This is a genomic window from Rhodococcus sp. W8901 (assembly GCF_013348805.1).
Classification (GTDB): domain Bacteria; phylum Actinomycetota; class Actinomycetes; order Mycobacteriales; family Mycobacteriaceae; genus Prescottella.
This window is the reverse complement of record NZ_CP054690.1, coordinates 1,298,301-1,323,570: the sequence shown is the minus strand read 5'-3', so window position 1 is coordinate 1,323,570 and position 25,270 is coordinate 1,298,301. Positions and strand designations below refer to the sequence as shown.

27 protein-coding genes are annotated in these 25,270 nt (G+C 69.1%); 12 read left to right on the top strand and 15 right to left on the bottom strand.

Annotated features, from left to right (window positions below; all coding sequences use genetic code 11):
• Positions 1–3: 3 nt before the first annotated feature.
• Entirely contained in the window at positions 4–1,101 is a 1,098-nt protein-coding gene (locus HUN07_RS06290) for an MBL fold metallo-hydrolase (RefSeq protein WP_174908578.1), read from the bottom strand.
• Between the two features lie 30 nt (positions 1,102–1,131).
• Positions 1,132–1,863 carry an enoyl-CoA hydratase gene (locus HUN07_RS06285; RefSeq protein WP_114722979.1) on the bottom strand — a complete coding sequence of 244 codons (732 nt, stop codon included), beginning with the start codon at positions 1,861–1,863 and terminating at the stop codon, positions 1,132–1,134.
• Between the two features lie 175 nt (positions 1,864–2,038).
• Between HUN07_RS06285 and HUN07_RS06280 the strand changes: the two genes are divergently transcribed.
• Positions 2,039–3,109 carry an NAD(P)-binding domain-containing protein gene (locus tag HUN07_RS06280; protein WP_174914492.1) on the top strand — a complete coding sequence of 357 codons (1,071 nt, stop codon included), beginning with the start codon at positions 2,039–2,041 and terminating at the stop codon, positions 3,107–3,109.
• Between the two features lies 1 nt (position 3,110).
• Here HUN07_RS06280 and HUN07_RS06275 read toward each other — a convergent pair whose 3' ends face one another.
• Entirely contained in the window at positions 3,111–4,469 is a 1,359-nt protein-coding gene (locus HUN07_RS06275; RefSeq protein ID WP_174908576.1) for a DUF1254 domain-containing protein, read from the bottom strand.
• 67 nt (positions 4,470–4,536) lie between these two features.
• Here HUN07_RS06275 and HUN07_RS06270 point away from each other — a divergent pair, with 67 nt between their 5' ends.
• Positions 4,537–5,016 (top strand): cupin domain-containing protein, encoded by a 480-nt coding sequence (locus HUN07_RS06270; protein WP_174908574.1) that lies wholly within the window; start codon positions 4,537–4,539, stop codon positions 5,014–5,016.
• A 31-nt stretch (positions 5,017–5,047) separates the two neighbouring features.
• Here HUN07_RS06270 and HUN07_RS06265 read toward each other — a convergent pair whose 3' ends face one another.
• Entirely contained in the window at positions 5,048–5,467 is a 420-nt protein-coding gene (locus HUN07_RS06265; protein WP_174908572.1) for an SMI1/KNR4 family protein, read from the bottom strand.
• A gap of 366 nt (positions 5,468–5,833) precedes the next feature.
• Between HUN07_RS06265 and HUN07_RS06260 the strand changes: the two genes are divergently transcribed.
• Entirely contained in the window at positions 5,834–7,153 is a 1,320-nt protein-coding gene (locus HUN07_RS06260; protein ID WP_174908571.1) for an HNH endonuclease signature motif containing protein, read from the top strand.
• 48 nt (positions 7,154–7,201) lie between these two features.
• On the opposite strand, the gene HUN07_RS06255 is transcribed toward HUN07_RS06260, so the two are convergent.
• The gene (locus HUN07_RS06255; protein ID WP_174914490.1) at positions 7,202–7,792 is read right to left on the bottom strand and encodes a TetR/AcrR family transcriptional regulator; all 591 of its coding nucleotides are present in this window, start codon (positions 7,790–7,792) and stop codon (positions 7,202–7,204) included.
• Between the two features lie 42 nt (positions 7,793–7,834).
• Between HUN07_RS06255 and zapE the strand changes: the two genes are divergently transcribed.
• The gene (zapE, locus tag HUN07_RS06250; protein WP_254622818.1) at positions 7,835–8,926 is read left to right on the top strand and encodes a cell division protein ZapE; all 1,092 of its coding nucleotides are present in this window, start codon (positions 7,835–7,837) and stop codon (positions 8,924–8,926) included.
• Here zapE and HUN07_RS06245 read toward each other — a convergent pair.
• From HUN07_RS06245 to HUN07_RS06235, 3 genes are all read right to left on the bottom strand, one after another.
• Positions 8,913–10,409 (bottom strand): DHA2 family efflux MFS transporter permease subunit, encoded by a 1,497-nt coding sequence (locus HUN07_RS06245; RefSeq protein WP_174908569.1) that lies wholly within the window; start codon positions 10,407–10,409, stop codon positions 8,913–8,915. The two genes, zapE and HUN07_RS06245, sit on opposite strands and share 14 nt — an antisense overlap.
• Positions 10,406–11,035, bottom strand: coding sequence for a PadR family transcriptional regulator (locus HUN07_RS06240; protein ID WP_174908567.1), 630 nt, complete (start codon positions 11,033–11,035; stop codon positions 10,406–10,408). The genes HUN07_RS06245 and HUN07_RS06240 overlap by 4 nt, the downstream gene beginning before the upstream one ends.
• A 113-nt stretch (positions 11,036–11,148) precedes the next feature.
• Complete coding sequence (locus HUN07_RS06235) at positions 11,149–11,985, bottom strand: aldo/keto reductase (protein ID WP_114722969.1); 837 nt, start codon at positions 11,983–11,985, stop codon at positions 11,149–11,151.
• Between the two features lie 134 nt (positions 11,986–12,119).
• On the opposite strand from HUN07_RS06235, the gene HUN07_RS06230 reads away from it, so the two are divergent.
• The 3 genes from HUN07_RS06230 to HUN07_RS06220 all read left to right on the top strand — a co-directional run bounded on the left by HUN07_RS06230 (position 12,120) and on the right by HUN07_RS06220 (position 14,621).
• Positions 12,120–12,728: a class I SAM-dependent methyltransferase gene (locus HUN07_RS06230; RefSeq protein WP_174908565.1), complete on the top strand. Its 609-nt coding sequence runs from the start codon at positions 12,120–12,122 to the stop codon at positions 12,726–12,728.
• 61 nt (positions 12,729–12,789) lie between these two features.
• The gene (locus HUN07_RS06225; protein ID WP_174908563.1) at positions 12,790–13,629 is read left to right on the top strand and encodes an LLM class flavin-dependent oxidoreductase; all 840 of its coding nucleotides are present in this window, start codon (positions 12,790–12,792) and stop codon (positions 13,627–13,629) included.
• Between the two features lie 194 nt (positions 13,630–13,823).
• Positions 13,824–14,621, top strand: coding sequence for an SDR family NAD(P)-dependent oxidoreductase (locus HUN07_RS06220; RefSeq protein WP_174908561.1), 798 nt, complete (start codon positions 13,824–13,826; stop codon positions 14,619–14,621).
• A gap of 51 nt (positions 14,622–14,672) precedes the next feature.
• Here the strand turns inward: HUN07_RS06220 and HUN07_RS06215 are convergent, their stop codons facing one another.
• The 4 genes from HUN07_RS06215 to HUN07_RS06200 are packed head-to-tail and all read right to left on the bottom strand — an operon-like array spanning position 14,673 to position 18,038.
• Positions 14,673–15,602 carry an SDR family NAD(P)-dependent oxidoreductase gene (locus HUN07_RS06215; RefSeq protein WP_174908559.1) on the bottom strand — a complete coding sequence of 310 codons (930 nt, stop codon included), beginning with the start codon at positions 15,600–15,602 and terminating at the stop codon, positions 14,673–14,675.
• Positions 15,599–16,411, bottom strand: a complete 813-nt coding sequence (locus HUN07_RS06210) for an enoyl-CoA hydratase/isomerase family protein (protein WP_114722964.1) — start codon at positions 16,409–16,411, stop codon at positions 15,599–15,601. Before HUN07_RS06210 ends, HUN07_RS06215 begins: the two co-directional genes overlap by 4 nt.
• Positions 16,408–17,424 (bottom strand): TIGR03617 family F420-dependent LLM class oxidoreductase, encoded by a 1,017-nt coding sequence (locus HUN07_RS06205; protein ID WP_174908558.1) that lies wholly within the window; start codon positions 17,422–17,424, stop codon positions 16,408–16,410. The genes HUN07_RS06210 and HUN07_RS06205 overlap by 4 nt, the downstream gene beginning before the upstream one ends.
• Positions 17,421–18,038, bottom strand: a complete 618-nt coding sequence (locus tag HUN07_RS06200; protein WP_174908556.1) for a TetR/AcrR family transcriptional regulator — start codon at positions 18,036–18,038, stop codon at positions 17,421–17,423. Before HUN07_RS06200 ends, HUN07_RS06205 begins: the two co-directional genes overlap by 4 nt.
• Positions 18,039–18,159: 121 nt before the next feature.
• Here HUN07_RS06200 and HUN07_RS06195 point away from each other — a divergent pair, with 121 nt between their 5' ends.
• Positions 18,160–19,797: an ABC-F family ATP-binding cassette domain-containing protein gene (locus HUN07_RS06195; protein ID WP_174908554.1), complete on the top strand. Its 1,638-nt coding sequence runs from the start codon at positions 18,160–18,162 to the stop codon at positions 19,795–19,797.
• 19 nt (positions 19,798–19,816) lie between these two features.
• On the opposite strand, the gene HUN07_RS06190 is transcribed toward HUN07_RS06195, so the two are convergent.
• The 3 genes from HUN07_RS06190 to HUN07_RS06180 form a co-directional block, all read right to left on the bottom strand.
• Complete coding sequence (locus tag HUN07_RS06190; protein ID WP_174908552.1) at positions 19,817–21,007, bottom strand: Dyp-type peroxidase; 1,191 nt, start codon at positions 21,005–21,007, stop codon at positions 19,817–19,819.
• Positions 21,000–21,557, bottom strand: coding sequence for a copper chaperone PCu(A)C (locus HUN07_RS06185; RefSeq protein WP_174908550.1), 558 nt, complete (start codon positions 21,555–21,557; stop codon positions 21,000–21,002). The genes HUN07_RS06190 and HUN07_RS06185 overlap by 8 nt, the downstream gene beginning before the upstream one ends.
• Positions 21,558–21,683: 126 nt before the next feature.
• On the bottom strand, positions 21,684–22,226 hold the full coding sequence (locus HUN07_RS06180) for a hypothetical protein (RefSeq protein ID WP_174908548.1): 543 nt from the start codon (positions 22,224–22,226) through the stop codon (positions 21,684–21,686).
• Positions 22,227–22,327: 101 nt separating this feature from the next.
• Between HUN07_RS06180 and HUN07_RS06175 the strand changes: the two genes are divergently transcribed.
• From HUN07_RS06175 to HUN07_RS06160, 4 genes are read left to right on the top strand one after another with little or no spacing between them, the layout of a single operon-like run.
• Complete coding sequence (locus tag HUN07_RS06175; RefSeq protein ID WP_114722957.1) at positions 22,328–22,618, top strand: helix-turn-helix transcriptional regulator; 291 nt, start codon at positions 22,328–22,330, stop codon at positions 22,616–22,618.
• Positions 22,611–23,156, top strand: a complete 546-nt coding sequence (locus HUN07_RS06170) for a hypothetical protein (RefSeq protein ID WP_174908546.1) — start codon at positions 22,611–22,613, stop codon at positions 23,154–23,156. Before HUN07_RS06175 ends, HUN07_RS06170 begins: the two co-directional genes overlap by 8 nt.
• Positions 23,153–24,052, top strand: coding sequence for an ABC transporter ATP-binding protein (locus HUN07_RS06165; protein ID WP_174908544.1), 900 nt, complete (start codon positions 23,153–23,155; stop codon positions 24,050–24,052). The genes HUN07_RS06170 and HUN07_RS06165 overlap by 4 nt, the downstream gene beginning before the upstream one ends.
• A complete protein-coding gene (locus HUN07_RS06160; RefSeq protein ID WP_114722954.1) occupies positions 24,049–25,260 on the top strand; it encodes an ABC transporter permease in 1,212 nt (403 codons plus the stop codon). Before HUN07_RS06165 ends, HUN07_RS06160 begins: the two co-directional genes overlap by 4 nt.
• Positions 25,261–25,270 lie beyond the last annotated feature (10 nt).

The window sequence follows — 25,270 nt, the reverse complement described above, 5'->3', positions numbered from 1 at the left end:
GGGTCAGCCCAGTTCGTCCCACCACGTCTTCTGGGTCGGCGGCCGGAGCGCGTCGATGCGCTGCCCCACCATGGGCACCGCCATCGTGACTTCGGCCGCCGCGGCCGCATCCGCGACGCGGGCGATCGGCTCCCCCCACGGGTGGAAGGCGAGATTGAAGGTGGCCCAGTGGATGGGGATCAGCAGCGCGCCGCCCACGTCGAGGTGGGTCCGCACGGCCTCCTCCGGGTTCATGTGGATGTCGGGCCAGCGCTCGTCGTACGCGCCGACCGGCAGCAGCGTCACGTCGAACGGCCCGTACGCGCGGCCCAGATCCGCGAAACGCGGCGTGTAGCCCGAGTCGCCGCCGAAGAACACCTTCCGCTGCGGCCCGGCGATCACCCAGGACGCCCACAGCGTCGTGTCGCGGGCGATCCCGCGTCCGGAGAAGTGCCGGGCCTCGGTACAGGTGAGGGTCAGTCCCGCAACCTCGGCCAGCTCGTCCCAGTCGAGTTCGACGATCCGTTCGTCCGGGACGTTCCAGCGCCGCAGGTGCGCCCCGACCCCGAGCGGAACCACGAACACGGTCTCCTGTGTGCGGGCGAGGGCGGTGACGGTGGCCTGGTCCAGGTGGTCGTAGTGGTCGTGCGATATCACCACGGCGTCGATCGCGGGCAGGTCCGCCAACGACATCGGCACCGGATGCATGCGCGCCGGGCCCACGACGGACGACGGCGAAACCCGTTCGCTCCATACGGGGTCCGCCAATACACGACGACCGTCGACCTCGACGAGCACACTCGAGTGCCCGAACCACGTCACCGCGAGTTCGCCCGCGGCGGCCGGCGCGAGAGGCGTCGCGAGCGGGATCTCCCGGCGCGGGCGTCCCGTGGTTCCGCGTGTGAGGAACGCCTTCGCGAGCCCGGACTGGGAGCCCGCCGGCAGGGATGAACTGGGATCGGAGTTGTGGAACCGGCTGTCCCGGTACCGCGGTGACGCCGCGGCATACGGCTTGATCGCGGCTCGCGACGCACCCAGCGCCGGCACCGCTCCCCACGCGGCCCGTGCCACCCATCCCGCGGCCGCTGCCGCTGCCGCGACCAGGACACCTCTGCCGATCATGACCATTCCGCTCCCCTGCCTGCGCTGGTTCTACCTACCCCGAAATTCCGGTGCGCGCTTCTCCGCGCGGGCCGCGCGGGCCTCCTGCGCGTCGTCGCTGCCCCAGGCCGCGAACAACGCGGCGAGCTGCTCCTCGGTCTGCGGCTCGCGGGTCCCGTCGTCGTTGAAAACGAGCTTGAGGTGCCGAACCGACAGCGGAGCGAGCTCCGCGATGGTGCGCGCCCACTCCTGCGCCGCGACGAGGTCACCGATCTTGTTCGCCAGTCCGCGCGCGAAAGCCTCTTCCGCCGAGAGCATCTCGGCGCCGAGCAGCATGGTCCGCGCCGGTCCGCCGCCGACGAGCGACACCAACCGGCGCACCGTCCACTTGTCCACCGTGATCCCGAGCTTCGCCGCCGGGATCCCGAAGCGCGCCTCGGACGCGACCACGCGCAGGTCCGACGCCAGTGCGAGCTGGGTACCGGCCCCGATCGCGGGGCCGTTGATCGCGGCGATCACCGGGATCGGGATCGAGTCGATGGTGTGCAGCATCTCGAGCAGCGTGTCGGTGAATCCCTCGGCGTAGACGTCGCCGGACAGGTCGGCACCCGCACAGAACGCGGTGCCCTGACCGGTGAGCACCACCACCCGGGCCTCCTCCGCGACCGCCTTCTCGAGGCCCTCGCGCAGCGCGATGCACAACTCGGAGTTGAGGGCGTTGCGTCGATCCGGACGCTGTAGCTCGAGCGTGACTACGTGGCCGTCACGGCTGGTCCCGATCATGTGGCTCCACTCGCTTTCTCGGGTGCGGGGACCCCGTCCGCGTGTGGACGGGCCCCGGCGGGTGCGCTCCGAACAGTACCTGTCACGCAGCATCCACAGACACACCGAGTTCGATGGAACAACGGACCCGTCGGAGGCGTTGCGGCAGATTCAGGCTATGACAGATCGGAGCGTGATGGACACCGACCTCGAGGTTGTCGTGATCGGGGCGGGGCAGGCGGGCCTGTCCACCGCGTACCACCTGCGCCGTTTCGGGCTCGCCCCCGAACGGGAGTTCGTGGTGCTCGACCATGCGCCCGGACCGGGCGGGGCGTGGCAGTTCCGCTGGCCGTCGCTGACGCTGCGGACCGTCAACGGGGTGCACGACCTCCCGGGGATGCCGTTCGCGGACACCCTCGGGCCCGACACCGACACGGTCCGGGCGGCCGACGCCGTCCCCCACTACTACGGGCTCTACGAGAAGCGCTTCGAGCTGCCCGTCCACCGCCCCACGCACGCCACCGTCGTGTGCGATCGCGGCGAGCGGCTGGCCGTCGAGACACCCGACGGCACCTATCTGACCCGCGGGCTCGTCAACGCGACGGGCACATGGGAGCGTCCGTTCGTGCCCGCCGTCACCGGCGCCGAGCGGTTCACCGGACGCCAGTTGCACACCCGCGACTACCGGTCGGCGCGCGAGTTCGAGGGGCAGCACGTGATCGTGGTCGGCGGCGGCATCTCCGCGGTGCAGTTGCTCGACGAGATCTCCTGCGTCACCACCACCACCTGGGTCACCCGCCGGGAGCCACAGTTCCGCGAGGAACCGTTCACGCCCGAGATCGGCAGGGCCGCAGTAGCGCTCGTCGAGGAACGGGTGCGCCGCGGACTGCCGCCAGGATCGGCGGTGTCGGTGACCGGACTGCCCGTCACACCCGCGATCCGGGCCGCGCGCGAACGCGGCGTACTGGACCGACTGCCGATGTTCGCGGAGATCACCGAGACCGGCGTGCGCTGGCCCGACGGCTCCGAGCAACGCGCCGACGTCATCCTGTGGTGCACCGGTTTTCGGTCCTCGCTCGACCACCTGGCACCGCTGCGCCTGCGCGGCCCCGGCGGCGGCATCACGATGACCGGCCGGCTCGCGACGCAGGTGGCAGCCGATCCCCGCGTGCACCTGGTCGGCTACGGGCCGTCGGCCTCCACGATCGGAGCCAATCGCGCGGGGCGCGCCGCGGCCCGGGAGCTGACGCAATACCTGAAGGGGTGAGTCAGCCGCGGTCGGACTTCACGATCGGCGGTATCCGGTAGCTGCCGTCGAGCACTGCCTCGTCGGGGATATACATGCGCAGCAACGGCCGGAACGAACCCGTCGGTGTGGGAAGCCAATTCGCACGCGCCGTCGGGTCGGCCGGTTCGGTCGCGCTCAGGGTGACCGTGAGTGAACCGTCCTCGCCGTAGACGAGGCCGTCGGTGCGATCACCGATCGAGTACCGCTCCAACGGGTTCGCCACCAGGTAGTAGTTCGGCATGCTGTACATGGTGATCGACCAGAACGCCTCCACCGGCGGGGTGGGCGCGAAGGTGATCGTGTAGGTGTGGTCGCCGGTCAACTGGTCGCCGTCGGAGTCCGTGTAAATGGGACTGTAGGCAGCCTCGTACCCGTGGTTACCCCACAGCCCACCCATCGCCGCCGCCGCACGCAGCCCGATCGCCTTGGCACGATCCGAGATTCGCCATTCCGGCGCGTCGATCGTCCCGATCTCGAAGAAGTCGTCGTTGTAGTCGAAGACGTGGAAGGTCTGGTGCCAGCCGTTCACCACGGCGTCGCCGGCACCCGACTTCAAGGCGTCCTCCACCTTCGCGCGGCCCTGCGCGGCGCCCTCGATCAGGATCTGGGCGAGAGCCGGGTCGGCGCCGACGTAGGGCGACGGTCCCGTCTGGAGCAGTCCCAGCGACGCGAAGGCGTGCTGCAGCGCCAGGTCGCGCGGTGCCGGCGGGAAAGCCTGCAGATACAGCCGCAGCTTCTCCCAGAACAGAAGCTCTTCCGGCACTGCGGGATCCGGCTCCGGCAGTCCCTCCGGATCGGTGGACGTCATCGCGCTGAGTGAAGTCTGATCCTGCAGCTTCTGCACCCGCGGCAGATCACCGGGTCCGTCGCACGCCCACCGGCCGACGACCGACACGATGCGCGTCGAGCAGTGCACGGGCGTCGCACCCGCCGGCAGTTCGCCGGGCCAGCCCGGCGGAACCAGTACGTAGGTTCCCGCCTGCGTTCCGGTCGCCCGCTTACCGATGTACGCGAAGTTGTTGGTCCACGCATCGACGAACTGGAGGACGAAGTACGCGTCCGCCGTGTCGGGCACGTCCAGCAGGAGCGGCCCCACACCGAGATCGAGTTGCGCCATCGAATAGACGGTGTCGTTGTTGATCGAGACGAAGGTGTCCTCGGGACCCGCCAGATCCGTCGCATGGCTGAAGGAATTGAACGGGGCCGCCGCGTTGGCCCCGACCCCTGTCGTCACGAATCGTTGCACTTGGGACAGGTTGAACACCGGAGCGAAACCGTAGATGAACGCCATGACTGCCGACTCGACGTTGACTGCCGAATCGCTGCTCGGATTGGTCATGGCTCATTCCACCACCGTTGGCGCACCTTCGCTCGCGATCCGCGAACTTTGGGTTCATCATGGTCTGGTGACCGAATTCCCCGCGTGGGCACGCTCGCTCGACCTCGTTCCCCATCCGGAAGGCGGCTGGTACCGCGAGACGTGGCGCAGCGATATCGAGTTACCGGGCGTCGCGCTGCCGAACATGTACGGCGGCGCACGCTCCGCCGGGACGGCGATCCTGTTCCTGCTCGAGCCCGGACAGCAGTCGGCGTGGCACTGTGTGCGCGGCAGCGAGATCTGGCTGTACCACCGTGGTAGCCCGATCCTCCTCGAGCTGGGCGGCGACGGTGACACACCCGACGCGGTGACCACGCACGTCGTCGGGCCGGACATCGCGGCCGGGCAGAGCCCGCAGATCGTGGTGCCGCCACGCACATGGCAGCGGGCCCGCCCAGCCGACGACGAGGCCGGCCTCGTCAGCTGCGTCGTCGTTCCCGGCTTCGATTTCGCAGACTTCCGCCTCGAAGGCCAGGAGTACCCGATGTCGTCGCCATCGCAGTACTGATGGGTCGCATCCGCGATTCGTCCTCGGCGGGTCAATCGTGGACGTTGTCGGCGAGGAGAGTTCGAAAATCGGGAGCGAGTTCCACTGTTTCGCCACCGTTGTCGTGATCGACGAGGCAAACGCTTCCGTCGGCAGCGATCCAGATCGGGTTACCGGAACCGTCGTCGGCGATGACGACACCGTCGACAACGGTTCCGTACGCCTCACGCGCCCAGGTGGTCAACTCGATGCTGCTCTCGCGCCCGAGGATCGAGGCGTTGTCCCACGCGTGTACGGGCACACCGACGAAACAGCCACCCCAACGGCCGACGAACTCCTCGTAGTCCGGGTCGGGAACGAGACCCAGAGCACTCAATCCGTTCCGGAGCTCGCCGGAGGGAATGGGCCGCCCGGGTCCGTAGGTGGCCACCGCGCGTTCGATGCGTGCGACCAGTTCAGCACCGAGAGCCATGCACGCGATCCTAAGGCCCAGGGATGCGCGGGCGAGGCGGCGTCGGTAGGTGCGTTCGGGAATGTGCGCGAGTGGTGCGAACCTCGAAACTGACAGCCCGGACGCCTCTCTCAGGGATTCGAGGCCCAGGAAAGGACCTGATCGACCAGCTTCGCGCTGTGCTGACAGATCCGCAGTTGCACCGTCGGCCTCCGCCAACGCCAACTTCAGCTGCCCGTTCTCGCTGCGCAGGCGACGCTCCTCGAGCGTGCTCCGCTGCTCGGCCGAGCCGGATGGCTGTTCCCCGAGACGCTGTCGCCCCTACCAGAAAGTCTGACGCACGAGAAATCCATTGACTCGAACATCAGTTCGAACTAGACTTTCAGTATGAATCCGGGGGGAATCATCGAGTCAGGCGCAGCAGCCTTACCGCTGCACGTCAAGGACGTGCGCCGACTCCCCGAATCCGAACTCCTCGCCGCCGCGGTCGACATCTCCCGCGAGATCGAACGACTCGAAACACTCCGCGTCGCCGCGGTCGCCGAAATCGACGAGCGCGCAGTCTCGTTCGACACACTCGGGTTCCGCAGCGTCAAACTCTGGCTCGCATCGACGACCCTCCTCGAAGTACCCGCCGCCGCCCGGATCCTCGCCCTCGGTAAAGCCCTCCGACGCCAACCCGAGATCGCCGACGCCTTCGAAGGAGGCCGCATCTCCGCCGACCACGCCAGCCTGATTGCGAAGTTCTGCGAGCGCCCGCCCCGCGGCATGCCCGCCGAAGCACTCGACTCCTGCCGCAACGTGCTGCTCGACTGCGCCACCGGCCCCACAGCCACCACCGACACCCTGCGCGGCACCATCGCCAAACTCGAGCGCATCTTCGAATCCGACGACCTGCCGGCCAGCGAAGACACCGACCGCAACGAATTCCACGCCTCCAAAACTTTGAACGGGCGCGTCGCCGTCAAAGGCGACTTCGACTCGGTCACAGGCGAAATGCTCCTCACCGCGCTATCGGCCCTCACCAAGCCGAGGAACCCGGTCGACGACCCCGCCGGCATGCGCACCCCCGGACAACGCCGCGCCGAAGCGTTCACCGACATCCTGCGCCACTACCTCAACTCCGGCGCAGCTCCTGTCGAAGGCGGCGAACGGCCGCACCTGTCACTACACGTGAACGCACGCGACCTCGCACGCACCGAGCCGAACGCTGACGGCCACGCCGACACAGGCAGCAGCACGCCCGCCGATCACGCGGACATGGTGGGAGACAAGGACGTCGCCTGGATGCCGTGGATGGGGCCGCTCACCGTCGCAACCGCCCGCCGCATCGCCTGCGACTGCGACCTCACCCCGATCGTCATGAAGGACGGGGTACCGCTCGACCTCGGCCGCACCACCCGCACCGTCTCGAAGAAACAACGCCGAGCCCTCGCCGCCCGCGACAACGGCTGCGCCTTCCCCGGCTGCGGAGAACCACCCGCCCACTGCGAAGGCCACCATATAGAACACTGGGCAGACGGCGGACCCACCGACCTCGACAACCTCGTACTCCTGTGCCGCTACCACCACCGACTACTCCACCACTCGCACTGGGAAGTCGAGATCGGCCCCGACCGACATCCGTGGTTCACCCCACCGAGTTCGGTCGACCCCTACAAGAAGCCCATCCCGGCGCACAATCGCGCAGGACCACTCGCCGCATGACGCTGTAACCGGCGCCCAAATCGGGTGCCGGCTACAGCGGGTTGCATTTCAGGACTCGGCAAGCGCGGCCAGCCACAACCGGACCGTCGACCGAAGTCGATCGGCGCCCAACGCCGATCCGCTGCCGAGCACCGATCGAGACCCGTACAGAGCGTCGAACACCAGCCCCTCCAGCAGGCTGATCAGGTCGTGCGCCGCCATGCGCGGATCACTCGCACCGAGCGCGTCCATCAACCCCGTCGCCTTCTCCACCGAGTAGAGACACCCAGCGAGTGCAGGTCGAAGCTCCTCGTCGCCGGCGGCATCGACGGCGAGCGCGTAGCGCGCCAGGACGTCACGGCGCCGATCGGTCAGCAAGAGACCGACCTGGCCGGCAATCAGATCGGCGGCACTGTCGACCGACAGGTCCACGTCGACGGCGTGCGCTTCCACAAAGGCCTGCCGAGACCGCTCGGACAGGCGCCGGACCGCAGCACCCACCAGCGCATCACGGGTCCGGAAGTAGTACGACGTGGACCCCTTCGCGAGCCCGAGTCGCCTGTCGATCGCCTGGTGCGTGACGGCGTGGTTGCCGCCCTCGGCCGCGAGCTCGAGCGCGGCGTCACAGATCGATTCGCGGCGTGAGGGACGGTGATTCATGTCTCCCATTCTCCCAGACTCTACGATGCTAGAGTTTCGGCCGTGAGATGGTTCCGGCGCGCGCCCCTCCCCGCCCTGCACGTTTCCGCCGCAGTGTTCGAGACTGCGGCCGCCGATCGCGGATTCGCACTCGATCACGCTCAGCGGCAAGCGATCTCCGACCTGCTTGCAGCCGACGGCCGCAGCGTGTACCTGTGGGGACCCGTAGGCCGCGGGAAGAGCTGGCTGTTGAACACGTACTTCGACGGCCTGCCGACGGAACACAAACTGCGCGTGCACTTCCACGAGTTCTTCCGTGACCTCCACGTCGCCATCCGCCGACGCGGCCACAACCTCGACGCCGCGCTCGACGACCTGCTCCGTGACGTCCGGGTGCTGTGCTTCGACGAGTTCCACGTCCACGACGTCGGCGATGCCACGTTCGTCGCGCGACTGCTGCCCGCGCTCCTCGCCCGCGACGTCACCCTCGTGGTGACGTCGAACTATCCGCCGCACCGCCTGATGCCCAATCCGCTGTTCCACGACGCTTTCGTTCCGACCATCGAGTTGATCGAACGGTCTCTGGCCGTCGTCGCGGTCGACGGGCCCCGTGACTATCGCACCGGCTCGGACCACGCCGCCGGATTCGCGGCCGGGCACTGGGTGGTCCCTGCAGACGCTGAGCAACTCGCTCTACTCGGGCTCGAGCGCCCCGAACCGACCGAACGACGGACGATGTCACCGTGTGGGCACCCGCTCGTCGCGCTCCGCGCCGACGCGCACTGCCTGTGGTTCGACTTCGCGGACCTGTGCGGCCACACCACCGCGCCGGCGGACTATCTGGAGCTCACCGCACGGCACGAACGCTGGGTGATCAGCGACATCCCCGATCTCGTGCACGCGGGAAGCGAACCGGCGCAACGCTTCGCCAATCTCGTCGACGTCCTGTACGACCGCGACGTCGTGGTGACGTTCCTCGCCGGCCGAACGGTCGACTCGCTCGCCGGCGCCGAGCATCTGCCCGTCGACATCGACCGGATCCTGAGCCGGCTCGGACAGTTGCAGACGCGGCCCACAGAGACGGCTCCGGCCGCCACCGGCGCGAAAGCACCGTCGACGGCCGGAGCGACGACCGAATCCGTCAGCTGGAAGTAGCGGCCGACTCGGTGTCGGCCACGACCTCGCGCACCGGCTCACCCTTGCGCGGATTGACGAAGAACAGCACGACAGCGAAGCCGAGCATCAGCACGGCCGCGGGCAGCATCGCCGACTGCGCCATCGCGGTCGCAAACGGTTCGCGGACCATCTCGGGCAACTGTCCGCCCATGAAGTGGCCCTCCCCTGCCGAGGCACCGCCGCTGATTCCGACCGAGGACAGCTCGGCCGTGATCCGCGACGTCATCAACGCGCCCATCGCGGCGCTACCGAGCACGGCTCCGACCTGGCGGGTGGTGTTGTAGACGCCCGAACCGGCACCGACATGCGCCATGGGCAGGTTCCGGGTCGCGGTCGCGGAGACCGGAGCCCAGATGAATGCGTTGGACGCACCGATGACGGCCATCGGGACCAGGATCTGCCAGATCGGCGTGGTCGGGGTCAGTCGCGTCGCCAACCAGGCGGTGGCGAGGGCGAACGTCAGGAAGCCCGGTCCCGCGATGAAGCGCGGATGTGCCTTGTCGACGAGCCGTCCGACGAACGGGGCGAGGATGCCGGTGACGATCGCCATCGGTGCCATCAGCAGGGCCGACCGTGTCGGCGACAGACCGGTGACGCTTTGCGCGTAGTACATGAACGGCAACATGACTGCGGTGATGGAGAAGCCCATCGTCATGATGCCGAGGTTGGCGACCGAGAAGTTCCGATCGCGGAACAGGGCGAGCGGTACCAGCGGTTCGCTGCGATTGACCTTCTGCCACCACACGAACGCGATCATGACCACGACGCCGACACCGATCAGCACCCAGGTCCGTGCGTCCCAGTCGTAGGAGTTGCCCTCCTGCAGGCCGAAGACGATGCAGAACAGGCCGATTGCGCTGAGCGCGACACCGACCAGGTCGAACTTGTGGTTGCTGGTCGGCAACACCGGGACCAGACGCCACGCGAGCACGAACGCGACGACACCGACGGGGACATTGACGATGAAGATCCACTCCCAGCCGAGGTTGTCGACGAGGACTCCACCGAGGATCGGACCCACCAGAGTCGCGACGCCGGCCACCGAGCCCCACAGGCCCATCGCGGCTCCGCGCTTGTCCGGCGGGAAGATTCGCGTGATGACGGCCATTGTCTGCGGCGTCATCATCGCCGCGCCGAGGCCCTGGAAGACGCGGGCGACGATCAGCATCTCGATGCCGCCGGACAGGCCGCACCACAGGGACGCGAGGGTGAACACGACCAGGCCGATGAGGTACATGTTCTTGGGGCCGAACCGGTCACCGAGCCGACCGGTCACCAGCAGCGGCACCGCGTACGCGAGCAGGTAGGCGCTCGTCACCCAGATGACCGCGTTGACGTCGGCGTCCAGTTCGGCGGTGATGACCGGGTTGGCGACCGCGACGATCGTGCTGTCGACCAGGATCATGAAGAACCCCAGACACAGGGCCCACAGGGCCGGCCAGGGCTTGACTTCGGTTTTCATTGGTTGCCCTTCTGATCTGCGAGTTTCTGGTCCGCACGTTTCAAGATTTCGAGGTGTTCGTCGGTCACCCAGGGGATCTCACCGCTGTGGACCCGGGCCGCGAACGCGCGCAGCCAGTCGAGTTCGGCCTGTGCCATGGCCCGGGTGTACGAGAACGGGATGGTGAACAGGTCGGGAACCTCGCGCCCCCGAGCAGCCTCGGCGAAAGCATCGAGCTCCTCGATCTCGGTTGCCAGCGCGGCGATCCGGCGTTCGAGCAGCGCGAGGGCCTCAGCCGATCCGAGGTTGTGCAACTCGGCCAGGCCGAGGGTGAACTGCGGGTACTCGGAGGCCGGGACTTCCACCATCTCGGCCACGCGCTCACGGACCGCGGCACGTCCGGCCGGGGTGATCTCGTAGGTGGTCCGCTCGGGGCGGTTGCCCTGCCTATCGGTACCCACCACCGCCACCAATCCGTCGCGCTCGAGACGGTCGACGGCGTGGTACAGCGAGCCCGGCCGGACCTTGACGATCCGGTCCTTCCGGCGGGTGACGAGGAGTTGGTACATCTCGTACGGATGCATGGGCCGCTCGAACAGGAGCGCGAGGACGGACACCCCGAGGGGTGTGACTGATCGCGGCAGCAATTCCTGTCACCCCACTTCCGCGCCAAATATTCCGCGTGGAATATACGGCCGTGGAGGCTTCACCGGCAATGCCCTGCGAGGCCTGTGACCAGGAACACTGCCGCGAGTCGCCGTCAGCCGAACGTCGCCGGGTCCGGTCCGAGACGACCGTCCGGGGAGTCCAGGGAACCGATCGCGAACATGTCGTCGGCGGTGAGTTCGAAGTCGAACACGTCGAAATTGCTCGCGATCCGCTCGGGCGTCACCGACTTGGGGATCACCACGTTGCCCAACTGCAGGTGCCAGCGCAGGATCACCTGCGCGGGGGTGCGACCGCGTGCCTCGGCGATCGCACCGATCGTGGGGTCGCCGATCGTGGTCCCCTGTCCGAGCGGGCTCCACGCCTCGGTGACGATGCCCATGTCCGCGTGGACCGAGCGCAGGTGCGCCTGCCCGAAGCCGGGGTGCAGTTCGATCTGATTGAGAACGGGCGCCTCTCCGACCTCCTCGACCAGGCGCTCGAGATTCTCCGCGGTGAAGTTGGAGACACCGATCGACCGCACCCGCCCGTCGGCCTTCAACTGCTGGAGCGCCTTGAACGTGTCGATATACCGGCCCTTCGCCGGGGCCGGCCAGTGGATGAGGTACAGGTCGAGGTACTCGAGTCCCATTCGCGCGAGGCTGTCGTCGAACGCGCGCAGCGTCGAGTCGTAACCCTGGTCGTCGTTCCACAGCTTCGTGGTGACGAACAGGTCGTCGCGAGCGACGCCGGAGTCGGCGAGGGCACGTCCGGTACCGGCCTCGTTGTCGTAGATGCGAGCGGTGTCGATGCTGCGATACCCCACCCGTAGCGCCTCACCGACGGCGTCATACGCCTGATCGTCGGGCACCTGGAACACCCCGAAGCCCAGTTGCGGAATCGTGTTGCCGTCATGGAGAGCAACGGCAGGTACAGAACTTGTGGAGGTCATATCGGGGCAACCACGGCGGCGCGCCGACATGTTCCCGGCGTCCCAGAACGTGGACACCGCGATGTCGTTGCGCGGCGCGCACGGGCAGGCATACGTTCGATCCAGGTGGTCTGATCTCCCGGAAGGGGCGGGCAATGAACCTCGGGTACCGGCTGGCGTATCGGCTCGGCTTCACACCGTGGGAGAACGCCGGGCGCAGTGTCTTCGGGGACCAACTGGGCCAACTGTTCGACGCAGCACCTGCCCCGACCGACGCGACCGCCGCGAAGGCCCTCGACCTCGGCTGCGGCACGGGCGACCATGCCATCGAGTTGGCGATCCGCGGGTGGTCGGTCACCGCCGTCGACACCGTCCCGCTCGCGATCGAGCGGGCCCGCGCGAAGCTGCCGATCGCGAACGCGGATGTGACGTTCGTGCTCGGCGACGTCACGAATCTGCCCGCGTACGTGGACAGCGGGTACGTTCTGGCGCTCGACGTCGGCTGCTTCCACGGGCTCGGTGAGGCGCAGCGCAGGGTGTACGGCAACGGCCTGACCGCTGTCACCGAATCCGGCGCGCAGTTGCTGATGTTCTCGTTCTCGCCCGGCCACCGCGGTCCACTGCCACGCGGCGCGTCCCGCTCCGACGTCGAGCGGGCGCTCGGCAAGTGGACCGTCGTCGGGGACGACGCCATGGACACCACGGCCGCGCCGGTAATCCTCGCGAAGACAGAGCCGCGGTTCTTCCGACTCGTCCGCGACTGACCACCGTCGACCGGAACGAGACCGGAACAATTCGCAATGCAAACGGGTTGCCGTCGGGGTGATGCCGAAGCTTTCCGTACTCGACCTGTCCCCCATCGCCGAGGGTTCCACCGTCGGCCAGGCCCTCCGCAACACGCTCGAGCTGGCTCGACGCGCCGAGGAACTCGGCTACCACCGGTTCTGGCTCGCCGAACACCACTCCATGCCCGGCATCGCCAGTTCGGCACCCGCGGTGATGATCGGCCAGGTCGCGGCAGTAACCGATTCCATTCGCGTCGGCTCCGGCGGCGTGATGCTGCCCAACCACGCACCGCTGGTGGTGGCCGAGCAGTTCGGCACGCTCGACGCCCTGTACCCGGAGCGGATCGACCTCGGCATCGGCCGCGCACCCGGCACCGACCAGGTGACCGCGCACGCGCTGCGCCGCCAAACCGACGCGCTGGGCGCCGACGAGTTCCCGCAGCAGCTCGCGCACCTGCGCGCGTTCTTCGACGACGACTTCCCCGCCGACCACCCGTACGCGGCGATCACCGCCGTCCCGGGGCTGGGCGCGAAGGTCGCGGTGTGGCTGCTCGGCTCGAGCACGTACAGCGCGCAGGTCGCCGGGATCCTCGGTCTGCCGTTCGCGCTCGCCCGGCACTTCTCCCCCGCCCAGACGATGCCGGCACTGCGCGTGTACCGGGAATCGTTCCGGCCGTCGGAGGTACTCGACGAGCCGTACGCGATGCTGACGGTCACGGTGATGGCCGCCGACGACGACGAGCGCGCCCGCTACCTCGCCGCCCCGATGAAGCTGTCGATGGCGCGGTTGCGGGCGGGCGATCCCGGCCGGTTCCCGAGCCCGGAGGAGGCTGCCGCGAACCCGCTGACGCCGGAGCAGGAACGGCTGATCGCGGCGTAGTCACGTCCGCAGCAGCCTCGAGCCGATCGGTCCGGAAAGTCCCGGCCGGTGGAATCGGCGATGTGATCCAGGCCACGTCGACGGATACTCGCAGTGCTCGACCCGCCTTGCGCCGTTGCCGGCGCCCACCGGGTCGCGGACAGTTCCACGAAAGATGCTGTCGCACAGGATACGAACGACGAGGAGATCGATACATGATCGACAAGACCAAGTACGGGCCGTGGGCCGTCATCGCGGGCGGCTCGGAGGGCGTCGGCGAGGAGTTCGCCGTCCAACTCGCGGAGGCCGGTCTGAACCTGGTGCTGCTGGCGCGCAAGCCGGAGCCGCTCGAGGCGACCGCGGAGAAGGCCCGAGCCAAGGGCGTCGAGGTCCGGACGCTGTCCGTGGATCTGACCGCGGCGGACATGCTCGACCAGATCCGCAGTGTCACCGACGATCTCGAGGTGGGACTGCTGGTCTACAACGCCGGCGCCAACACCTACGGCCACGAGTTCGTCACCGGCGACCTCGACCGCTTCCAGCAGGTCATCGATCTCAACATCACCGGCCAGCTCGAGCTCGTCCAGCACTTCGGCGCACCGATGAAGGACCGCCGGCGCGGCGGTCTCCTGCTGGTCGGTTCGATGGCGGGATTCCTCGGCTCCGCCCAGATCAGCATCTACGCAGGTGTGAAGTCGTTCTGCCGCACCTTCGCCGAGGGCCTGTGGCTCGAGATGCGCGAGTACGACGTCGACGTCCTCGAGATGGTCCTCGGTGTCACCCGGACCCCCGCGATGGCCCGCGCCGGGCTGAACATGGACATCCCCGGCCTGAACGTCTCCGAGCCCGCGGACGTGGCGGCGCAGGCTCTCGCAAACCTGTCGAACGGCCCGGTGGTGGTCGCGAAGGGCAACGAGGGCGCGGTGGAGAAGCGCAGTGGTGGCAACCGGGCCGAACTGCTGCTCGCCGCCCAGGCCGCATCGAAGGCGATGCTGCCGCCGGAATCCAAGTAACACAACGCGATCCGGGGTCGACTTCGTGGGCGGCCCCGGATCGGCGCTCGGTCAGCGGGCCGTCAGGCGTTCCGACAGCTCCCACAGCGCGGCCGCGGTGACCGGGTCGGCGGCATGGGCCGACGCCCGGCCGATGCCGCAGTCGGCGAGGTACGCCCCGCCCGCGCCGTCCAGGTCGGCGGACGTCGCGGCCCACACCGAGGTGGCCGCCGCGGCCGGGATCGATTTGAGATTCGCGAGCAGGCCGGGCTTTCCGGCACTCATCCGCTTCATCTCCGCGAAGTCGTCGCGGGACATGTACCGCGACAGACCCGTCGCGCACACCCCCGGGTGCACCGCGAACGCCTGGATACCACTGTCTGCGTAGCGATGCTGGAGTTCGACGGTCATGAGGACGTTGGCGGCCTTGGACTGTGCGTACGCGACGAACTTGTCGTAGGGACGCTCCACGAAGTTCGGGTCCCCCAGATCGACGGCGTGGGCCCGGTGCGCGTCGGACGACACCGTCACCACCCGGGCGGGTGTCCCCGAGCGTCGGGCCCCGTCCTGCAAGTGTGGCAACAACAGGGTGGTCAGCAGGAAGTGGCCCAGGTGATTGGTGCCGAACTGCAGCTCGAACCCGTCGGCGGTGCGCCCGAACGGCGTGTACATCACCCCGGCGTTGTTGAGCAGCAGATCCAGGGGCCTCCCGATCTCGTCGATGCGCCGGGCCGCCGCTCGGACAGTGCGCACGTCGGCCAGATCGACGGCGACGGCATGCAGTTCGGCGTCCGGGATCTCGCCTCGGATCCGATCGGCGACGGCTGCCGCCGCGGTACCGTCGCGGGCCGCCAGGATCACTGCTGCACCGGAGGCCGCCAGCGCACGGGCGGTCTCCGTGCCGAGCCCGCTGGTCGCACCGGTCACCACCGCGGTTCGCCCGCGCAGGTCGATCCCGGCGAGGACCTCGTCGGTCGTGGTATCGGGCCCGAAACCGTTCATTCCCAAGGCAGTTCCTTCCAGTCGGTCGACACGCGCGCGGACCAGTCCGGGTCGCGCCGGTCGAGAAATGCGCGCACACCCTCGGACGCGTCGGCGCTGCCCATCACGCGGTGGTGGAGCTCGGTCTCGAACTCGGCCACCCGTTCCGGGGAGAATCCGTACCGCGCGGTGTCCCACAGCAGTCGCTTCGACAGCGCCGCCGACATCGGTGCGACGTTGGTGGCGATGTCCCGCGCCATCGCCAGCGCCGCGGGGAGCACCTCGTCGGCGGGCAGGGATCGGCTCGCGATTCCCAGCCGCACCGCCTCCGGGCCGTCGAAGGTGCGCCCGGTCAGCAGGATCTCGGCGGCCGCGGCCATCCCGGCCGCACGCGGAACGGTCCAGTGCGACATCGCATCCGGGACCACCCCCCGCCGCACCTGCGGGATCGCGTACTTGGCGTCGTCGGCCACGATGCGGATGTCGGCCTGCATCGCGAGGGTGAGGCCGATACCGATGGCGTGGCCGTTCACCGCGGCGATCACCGGTTTGCGGAGGTCGAAGGCCGGCGGGTTCACCGGCGACGCGGAGAACCCGTCGTGGGTGGGTGCGGCGAAGGTGTCCGTGCCGGCGGTGAGGTCGGCCCCGGCACAGAACGCCGGCGGGGTTCCGGTGAGCACCAGGACTCGGACGTCGTCGTCGGCGTCCAGGGCGCGGTAGAGATCGCCGAGCGTGCGTCCCATGGCCCCGGTGAACGCGTTGCGCTGCTGCGGCCGGTCGAGCGTGAGAACCGCCACGCCGTCGACGATCTCGACCAGGACGTCGCTCACGACGTCAGCGCCTTGACCGCCGCGACGAGGTCGGCGATGTGCCGGTCGTCGACGTCGTACCCGGGGAAGTAGCAGCACACCCGGTCGCTGTGGTCACCGAAGCGCGCGACGATCTCGGCCGCGCATTCCTCCGGGGTACCGTGCACCGCGAGGGTCGCGAGCATCTTGTCGTCGATCAGGTCGCGCATCGCGGCGAACTCTCCCCGCTTGGACAGCACGTTCAGCTCGGGCTGCAGGTCCGCCCAGCCCTCCACCTCGAGCACCGGCCGGTACGCAGGCGTGGAACCGTAGAACGCCAGGAGTCCGCGCACCCCGAGCGAGGCCGCGGCGAGTTCGTCCGGGGTGCGCCCGACGCCCACGATGATCTGCGGATAGATCGCGAGGTCCGCGCGGGTGCGGCCGCCGCGGGCGAGCCCCTCCTCGACAGCGGGCAGGGTCCGTTCCCGAAAGTGCCGGACGCTGTTGAACGGCATCACGAGCAGGCCGTCGGCCACCTCTGCGGCGGTGCGGGTCATGATCGGGCCCAGGGCACCGAGACAGACCGGCGGTGGGCCGTACGGGTTGGGCCCGGGATCGAAGGTGGGCGGCATCAACGTGTGCGTCGTGAACTCGCCCTCGAAGCGCAGGCGCGAATTCCCTTCCCACGCATCGAAGATCGCCTTGATCGCGAGTACCGTCTCGCGCATCCGAGCGGCGGGGCGAGACCACTGCGAGCCGTACCGCTTCTCGATGTGGGGGCGAACCTGGGAGCCGAGACCGAGCCGGAACCGTCCTCGGCTCAGCAGCTGCAGATCGTAGGCGGTGTTCGCCAGGTGCATCGGACTGCGCGGCAACGCGATCGCGACGTTCGTCATCAGGTCGGCCTCCACCACCGACGCGGCGGCGACCAGCGGCACGAAGACGTCGTGCGCGCCCTCGAACGTGAACAGACCGTCGACCCCGAGGTCGACCAGTTCCCGCGCTCGCTGGGCGGCATGTTCGGGCCGCCCGTCCAGTTGCACGTCGATCTTCACGAGTGACTCGCTTTCGTCTCGGACGCGGCCGCGACCCCGCGGCACGCGAGTGTGTACAGGGCGTCGGTGAGGGACTCCACGAACGCCTCGGCGTCCGCGTAGCCCTGGGTGAGGCCGCGGATCGACGTCGCGCCGGTGAGGATCTCGAAGAGGATCGACGCATCGACCGGTCCGGGGACTTCACCGGTCTGGGCGGCCCGGTCGAGTCGCGCGACGAACGCATCGCGGACCGGTGCCTGCCGGGCGAGCAGACGGCTGCGGTCCGCGTCCGCCTGCATGTCGGACAGCAACCCCGGGACTCCGGCCCGCGCGGCAGGACTGGCCGCACGCACCAGGAACGCCCGCGCCCAGGTCGCCAGGTCCGCACGCAGATCCCCGGTGTCCGCGGGCAGGTCGTACCGGCCGGGGCCGTGCACGGCCTCCTCGATCAGCGCCTCCCGGGTGGGCCAGCGCCGATAGATCGCGGGCGCACTGACCTGCGCCCGGCGCACGATCGCGGCAATGGTCGTCTGCTGGTAGCCGACGTCCGCGAGCAGACGACGGGCAGCGACCAGCACCGCGTGATCCTTGCCGGGGTCCCGCGGTCGACCCACCCGCTGCGTACGCTCACTCATTACGTTTCATGCTAGGACGTTATGTAGCTGTTTCGCGGCGAAATCGCGGAACTGGTGCGGACAGCGTGCCCGAGTCGGTACCGGCCCGCGATGGCACCCCGCCACCGGGGATAATTCCCACGTGACTGCAACACTGCGCATCTCCGGCCTGTCCGCATCTCGGGGCGAGCGCACCCTCTTCACCGACCTCGATCTCACCGTCGCGCCCGGCGACGTGATCGGACTCGTCGGCGCAAACGGAGCCGGCAAGTCGACGCTGTTGACCACACTCGCCGGGGTCGGGAGCGCCGACGTCGAGGGAACCGTCACGCTCAGCCCGCCGGACGCCACGGTCGGATACCTCGCACAGGAACCGGATCGGATCGCCGGTGAGACGGTGCTCGAATTCCTGGGGCGCCGGACGGGCGTCACCGCCGCCGAGTCCACGATGAACGCCGCCGCCGAGTCGCTCGCGGACGGCGGTGAGGACCTCTACTCCCCCGCCCTCGACCGCTGGCTCGCCCTCGGCGGTGCCGACCTCGCCGAGCGCGCCGAGAAGGTGCTCTCCGACCTCGGCCTCGACGTCACCGGCGACGCCCACATGACGGACCTGTCGGGCGGCCAGGCCGCCCGCGCCGGGCTGGCGTCGCTGCTGCTGTCCCGCTACGACGTGCTGCTGCTCGACGAGCCCACCAACGACCTGGACCTGCCCGGCCTCGAGCAGCTGGAACAGTTCGTCGCCGAAACCCGGACCGCGCTGGTGGTGGTGAGCCACGATCGAGAGTTCCTGGCGCGCACCGTGACCGGCATCGTCGAACTGGATCTCGCGCAGCAGCAGATCGCGGTGTACGACGGCGGCTACGAGGCCTATCTGGTGGAACGGGAGGTGGCTCGCCGTCACGCCCGCGAGGCGTTCGACGAGTACGCCGGCAACCTCTCCGCGCTCGAGGATCGCGCGCAGATGCAGCGCAACTGGCTCGAGCACGGTGTCCGCAACGCCCGCCGCAAGGCCAAGGGCGGCGACTCCGACAAGATGGGACGCAAGGCCCGCGCGGAATCCACCGAGAAGCAGGCCGCCAAGGCCCGTCAGACCCAGCGCCGGATCGAACGACTCGACGTGGTGGAGGAGCCCCGCAAGGAGTGGGAACTACGGATGGAGATCGCCGCCGCGCCGCGTAGCGGTGCGGTGGTGGCAACGATGAGTGGCGCCGTGGTCCGACGCGACGGCTTCACGTTCGGCCCGGTCACTGCGCAGGTCGACTGGGGTGACCGCATCCTCATCACCGGCCCCAACGGATCCGGCAAGTCGACGCTGCTGAGCGTCCTCCTCGGCAAGCTCGCCCCGGACGAGGGCACGGCAACCCTGGGATCGGGTGTCGCGGTCGGCGAGATCGACCAGGCACGTGGACTTTTCGAGGGCGACGAGGTGCTGTCCGACGCGTTCGGTGCGCAGGTCCCGGACTGGCCCGAGGCCGAGGTCCGCACCCTGCTCGCCAAGTTCGGCCTCAAGGGGCACCACGTGCGGCGGCCCGCGTCGTCGCTGTCGCCGGGCGAACGTACCCGTGCGGCCCTCGCGCTGCTACAGGCTCGGGGCGTGAACCTCCTGGTCCTCGACGAACCCACCAATCACCTCGACCTGCCGGCGATCGAACAGCTCGAGCAGGCGATGGAATCCTTCACCGGCACACTGCTGTTGGTCACCCACGACCGGCGGATGCTGGAGTCGACGCGCAGCACCCGACGGTGGCGGATGGACGGCGGCCGACTCAGCGAGAGCTGAGCCGGCCACCGACTGGGCGTCAGCCCAGCAGAACCTGCCCCAGGTACTCGCCCTCACGGCATCCCGGAAGGATCGCGAACACCGCGGACCCGATCGGCGTCGACCACTGGTTGAACATGTCCAACTCGGCGAGGCGCTGTTGCACCGGCAGGTACTGGGCGTCGACGTCGGCCTGGTAGGCCACGAAGATCAGCCCCGAGTCGGAGACTCCGACACCATCCGGCGCCTCGTCGTAGTTGTACGCCCGGCGGTGGAACCGCTCCCGCGGGTCGACGGGACGGGCCCGAGCGATGTGCGAGAACTCGGAGATGATCGTGAGCCCGCCAGGTCCGGTGGCCTCGAAATCGGGTGTGTCGTGCTCGGATTCACCGGTGAGCGGCGAGCCGTCGGACATCCGTCGGCCCATCACCACGTCACGGCCGGGACCGTCGAGTTCGTCCCACCCGTCGAGGTCGAGGTGGATGCGCCGGATCACCACCGACGTCCCGCCGGCCAGCCACGGCTGCTCCGCACCGTCGTTCCACACCACCTGCGCGAAGTCGTCGCTGCCGGCCTGCGGGTTGACGGTGCCGTCCACCTGCCCCATCAGATTCCGCATCGTGGTGCCGTCCGGTTCGCTGCCGCGGGCGCGGCGGAACCCGCGCTGCACCCAGCGCACGGTCGCGGTGTTGCGGGCAGCCTTGAGCAGCACCCGCAGCGTGTGGGCGACGGTGACCGGATCGTCCGAGCCCACCTGCAGCAGGATGTCGCCGTCGTTCCACCGCTCCTCGAGTCGGTCGATCTCGTACGGCGGCAACGGCTTGCACCACGACGGCCGCCGATCCTCGAGTCCCGCGGCCAGGAACGCGCCCGGGCCGAATCCGACGGTGACGGTGAGCCGGGCCGGTGCCGTCGCGAGGCCGGGCTCGGTGTCGGCGAGTGCGCCGCGCCCCGCGGTGAGCCGGGCCGCGTCGTCGGTCCACACCCGCATCATCCTGACCAGCGCGGCCCGGTCGGTGCCGGGACGCAGGTCGAGTCCGACGAACGTGGTGTGCGCCTGCGGCGTCGTCTCGATGCCCGCCTGGTGTTCCCCGTGGAACGGGACCACCGGCGAGACGGCTTCGGCCCTGGCGGGGCGGGCGACAACGGCGCCCGCCCCGAGGCCGAGGCCGACGCCGCCGACAGCGACGGCACCGGCCCCGAGCAGCCGACGGCGGCTGATATCAGCCACCGTGGTTCATCCCCTGGGTTTCCGCGGGCGCCGCACCGTGGTCGCCACCGCTGTACTCCTCGCGGGCGCCGGTGAAGTCACGGACCTGCGCCGTGAACTGGGCGGTGGCACCGTCGGCGAACTCGAACGTGAACGGGACGTCGGTGCCGGCCTGGACCGGTGCGGGCAGGTCGAACAGCATGATGTGGTCGGCTCCCGGCTTGAGCTCGTACGTGCTGTGTGCCGCCACCGTCACGCCGCCGTCCTTCTCGCGCATCTTCATCGCGCCGGTGCCGTCGGGCGCCATCTCGTGCAGTTCGACGCGCGGCGATGCCGTCGTGGTGACCTTGGTGAGGTTGACCGCGTTGTCGGAGTTGTTGACGATGGTGCCGAACAGTGCGGTCATGCCCGTGTCGGCCGCCTTGACCCACGAGTCCTGCAACGCGATCGCCGCGGTGTCGGTACCGCTCGACTTCGAGTCGTCCGAGTCGCTGCTGCAGCCGGTGAGAACGAGGCCGGCGGCGACCGCCACGCCGATCGCGAGGGTGCGGGCGCGGGTGAATGCCTTCATGAATCTGTGCCTTTCGTGTGCGGGCGCGCGGCAGCCGTCAGGCGCGCGGGCGCGGCCCGCAGGGTGTGGGGGGACACGCGTCGATGGCGCGAGACGGCCGTGACGCGGTGAAGTGAGGTGAGGCGATCAGCAGAAGACGGGTGGTCCGCGGCGCGCGATGGGACCGACGCGCACCACCGACAGGGGCGGGCGGATGTCGGTGACGACATGCGGAGACGCCGGCTCGAGCCGGACCGGCAGGGCGGCGAGTATCCGCGGCACGATGCGGCGCAGCGCGGCGTAGGCGCGGGGGCCGATGCGTTCGGCACCCGCGATGAGGGCCGCACACAGCACGACAGCGACGGAGTGCGCGAGCAGCATCGGCACCGTCAGGTGTGAACCCGCGTGAGCCCCGGCGTGCGCGTCGCCCAGCGACAACGCCGTATGGGAGAGCACCTGACCGGTGGCCAGGACGGGCACGAGCCACATCCGCCGGACGGCGAGGGCGGGCACCGCAACCACACACGCGGCCAGCACCGTGGCGACACCGGCGAGCAGCAACAGGGTCACGCCGTGCGGGGCGCCGCCACCGGCGATTCCGTGCGCACCGATCGCCAGCGCGATTCCGGACCCGGCGACGGCGACGCCACGCACTTGACGTGCGAGCTCCTCACCTGGGCCGATACGCATGCCCCGAGGTTACTACAGGTCGTCGTATCGGCCTGCCCCGGTGCACCACGGACTGTTCGCTCGATTTGACAGGTTGTTGGGTTTTCCCAACAATCTGTTGCATGAGTCCGGTGCGACGTGGGGCCAACCTCCCCATCCACAACCGCATCGCCGTGCTGCGCGCCGAGCGCAAGATCAGTCGGGCTCGACTCGCCGAACTGATCGAGGTGAACCCTCAGACCGTCGGCGCGCTCGAGCGGGGCGACCACTACCCCAGCCTCGACCTGGCGTTGCGAATCTGCGCGGTGTTCGAGCTTCCGGTGGAGGCCGTGTTCTCGCGAACGGAGTTCGGACCCCTCAGCGCCGAGCTGTACCGAAACGATCGAGCCCGAGAAGGAGAGAGCCATGCCTGACGCCGGCATGCTCGAACGGTACGAGGACTTCCGCACGCGACGATTTCTGCGTCGCGAAGCCCAGACCGCGAGCTGGCTGCCGCGCTGGCGCACCCGGACGCGCCGTCGAGCCCTCGTTGTGGCGCTGGCCGTCGTCTTCACCGGGATGTTCGTGACCGCGGTCGGCTCCTATTTCTCGGACACGATCGTCCTCGGCTGGGTCGCCCTCCTCGTTCTGTTCCTTCCGATCTGGACAACCCTGCAGATCGTGTCCAGCCGGCAGTCCGATGCGCCCCGGTTCGCGTTGGACGAGCGTGAGATCGCCGAACGAAACAGCGCCCGGTCGATCGGACTGACCGTGCTCCAGTGGCTCATGTTGCTGCCGATCTTTGCGCTGACCTGGGGTGCGGGCTTCGACGGGATCGACCATCGCGCTCTCGCCTACTCCGGCGGCGGCACCGTTCTCTCCGCACTGCTACTCGGCGGGTGCCTGCCCGCAATGATCCTCGCCTGGACCATCCCCGACCCCGATCCCGACGACCATCTGGAGCCCGAATGACCGGACAGACCCTCACCTTCGACGGGATCTCGAAACGCTACGGCGACCTCGTAGCCCTCGAGAGCCTCAGCTTCGAGGTCCGCCCAGGCGAGATCTTCGGGTTCGTCGGCAGCAACGGCGCCGGCAAGACCACCACGATGCGGATCGCGCTCGGAGTCCTCGCGGCCGACAGCGGCGAGGTCCGCCTCGGCGGCAAGCCCGTCGATCTCGAGGTGCGGCGCTCGATCGGCTACATGCCCGAGGAACGTGGCCTCTACCCGAAGATGAAGGTGGGCCGCCAGCTCGCGTACTTCGCGGAGCTGCACGGGCTGTCCCGCGCCGACGCCGCCGATTCGGTGCGCCGGTGGACCGAGCGCCTCGGCATCGCCGAGCGCGTGAACGACACCGTCGACTCGCTGAGCCTGGGCAACCAGCAGCGCGTGCAGCTCGCGGCCGCGCTCGTCCACGATCCTGCGGTGCTGATCCTCGACGAGCCGTTCTCCGGGCTGGACCCGGTCGCCGTCGACGTCATGAGCAACGTCCTGATCGAGAAGGCGAAAACCGGTGTCCCGGTGATCTTCTCGAGCCACCAGCTGGACCTCGTGCAGCGCCTGTGCGACCGGGTCGGGATCGTCGCCAAGGGTCGGATGAGCACGATCGGAACCGTCGACGAACTGCGCGGCCGGGGCGATGTCCGACTCGAGGTCCACGCCCCCGCGGCGCCGCCCGGATGGGCCGACCATCTCTTCGGCGTCACCACCGTGAGCCATACCGAGGGGCGGACCCTGCTCTCCCTCGGCGCGGGCGCCGACGACCAGGCCGTCCTCGACGCCGCTCTGAAGACCGGACCGGTGCACGAGTTCACCGTCCGCAAGCCGTCCCTGACCGACCTGTTCCGAGAGGTGGTGTCCGCATGAGCGGCACTCGAGAGAGGGGAGGGATCAGCCCGGCCCGCGCGATCGCGCTGGTCGCCCGCCGTGAATTCCTGACGCAGGTGTCGAAGAAGAGCTTCGTCATCAGCAACGCGATCATCCTCATCGCCATCGTCGGCGGCATCCTCGCTGTGTCGCTCTTCTCGGGAGGCGACGACGACGACCGCGCGAAGGTCGGACTCGTGGGCGACCAGTCGCTGAGCGCGGCCCTGGTCGCGACCGGGGACGCGGCCGGTAACCCGGTCGAGGTGACCGAGATCGCCGACGAGCAGACTGCCCGCAGCCAGGTGGAGAGCGGCGACCTCGACGTCGCACTGATTCCCGGCGCCGACAACGGCGTCACCGCGATCACCGAGTCCGAGATCGACTCGTCGCTGCGGGTCGTGCTCGACGCCGCCGTCGCGACGCAGGCCCAGTCGGCAGCGCTGGCCGCCCAGGGCGTGGACGCCACACAGCTCGCCGCGGCCACCGAGGGCGCCGTCGTCACCGTGGAAGCGATCGATCCGCCGGACCCCGAGCGCGGACAGCGCATCGCGCTCTCGACCGCCGTCGTCTTCCTGCTCTACATGCAGATCCTGGTGTTCGGCATGTACGTCGCAATGGGCGTGGTCGAGGAGAAGTCGTCCCGCGTCGTCGAGTTGCTGCTGTCCACGCTGCGTCCGCTGCAGCTGTTGTGGGGCAAGGTGATCGGCATCGGCGCAGTCGGGCTCGCGCAGCTGACGGCGTACGGCGTCGCGGGTGTCGGCACGGGCGTCGCGACCGGAGCACTGACGCTGGGCGGCACCGCGTGGGGCACACTGGCCGGCACGCTCGGCTGGTTCGTGCTCGGGTTCGCGTTCTTCGCGGTGCTCTACGCCGCGACCGGATCGATGGTCTCGCGTCAGGAGGACGTCAATTCCACGGCGATGCCGCTGACCATCCTCGTGATGGCGATGTTCTTCTCCGCGTTCACCGCCGTGCAGGATCCGGACGGCACGCTGTCGAACGTGCTCAGCTGGATTCCGCCGTTCTCCGCGATCCTGATGCCGCTGCGCATCGCCGCGGGCGTCGCGTCTCCCGCGCAGATCGCCGGCACGATCGCGCTGATGCTCGTCGTCACCGTGGCGATGTCGGCCCTCGCCGCCCGCATCTATCAGCGGTCGATCCTGCGGATGGGCAAGACGGTCTCGTGGCGTGAGGCTCTCGCCCGGTAACTAGTCTGGA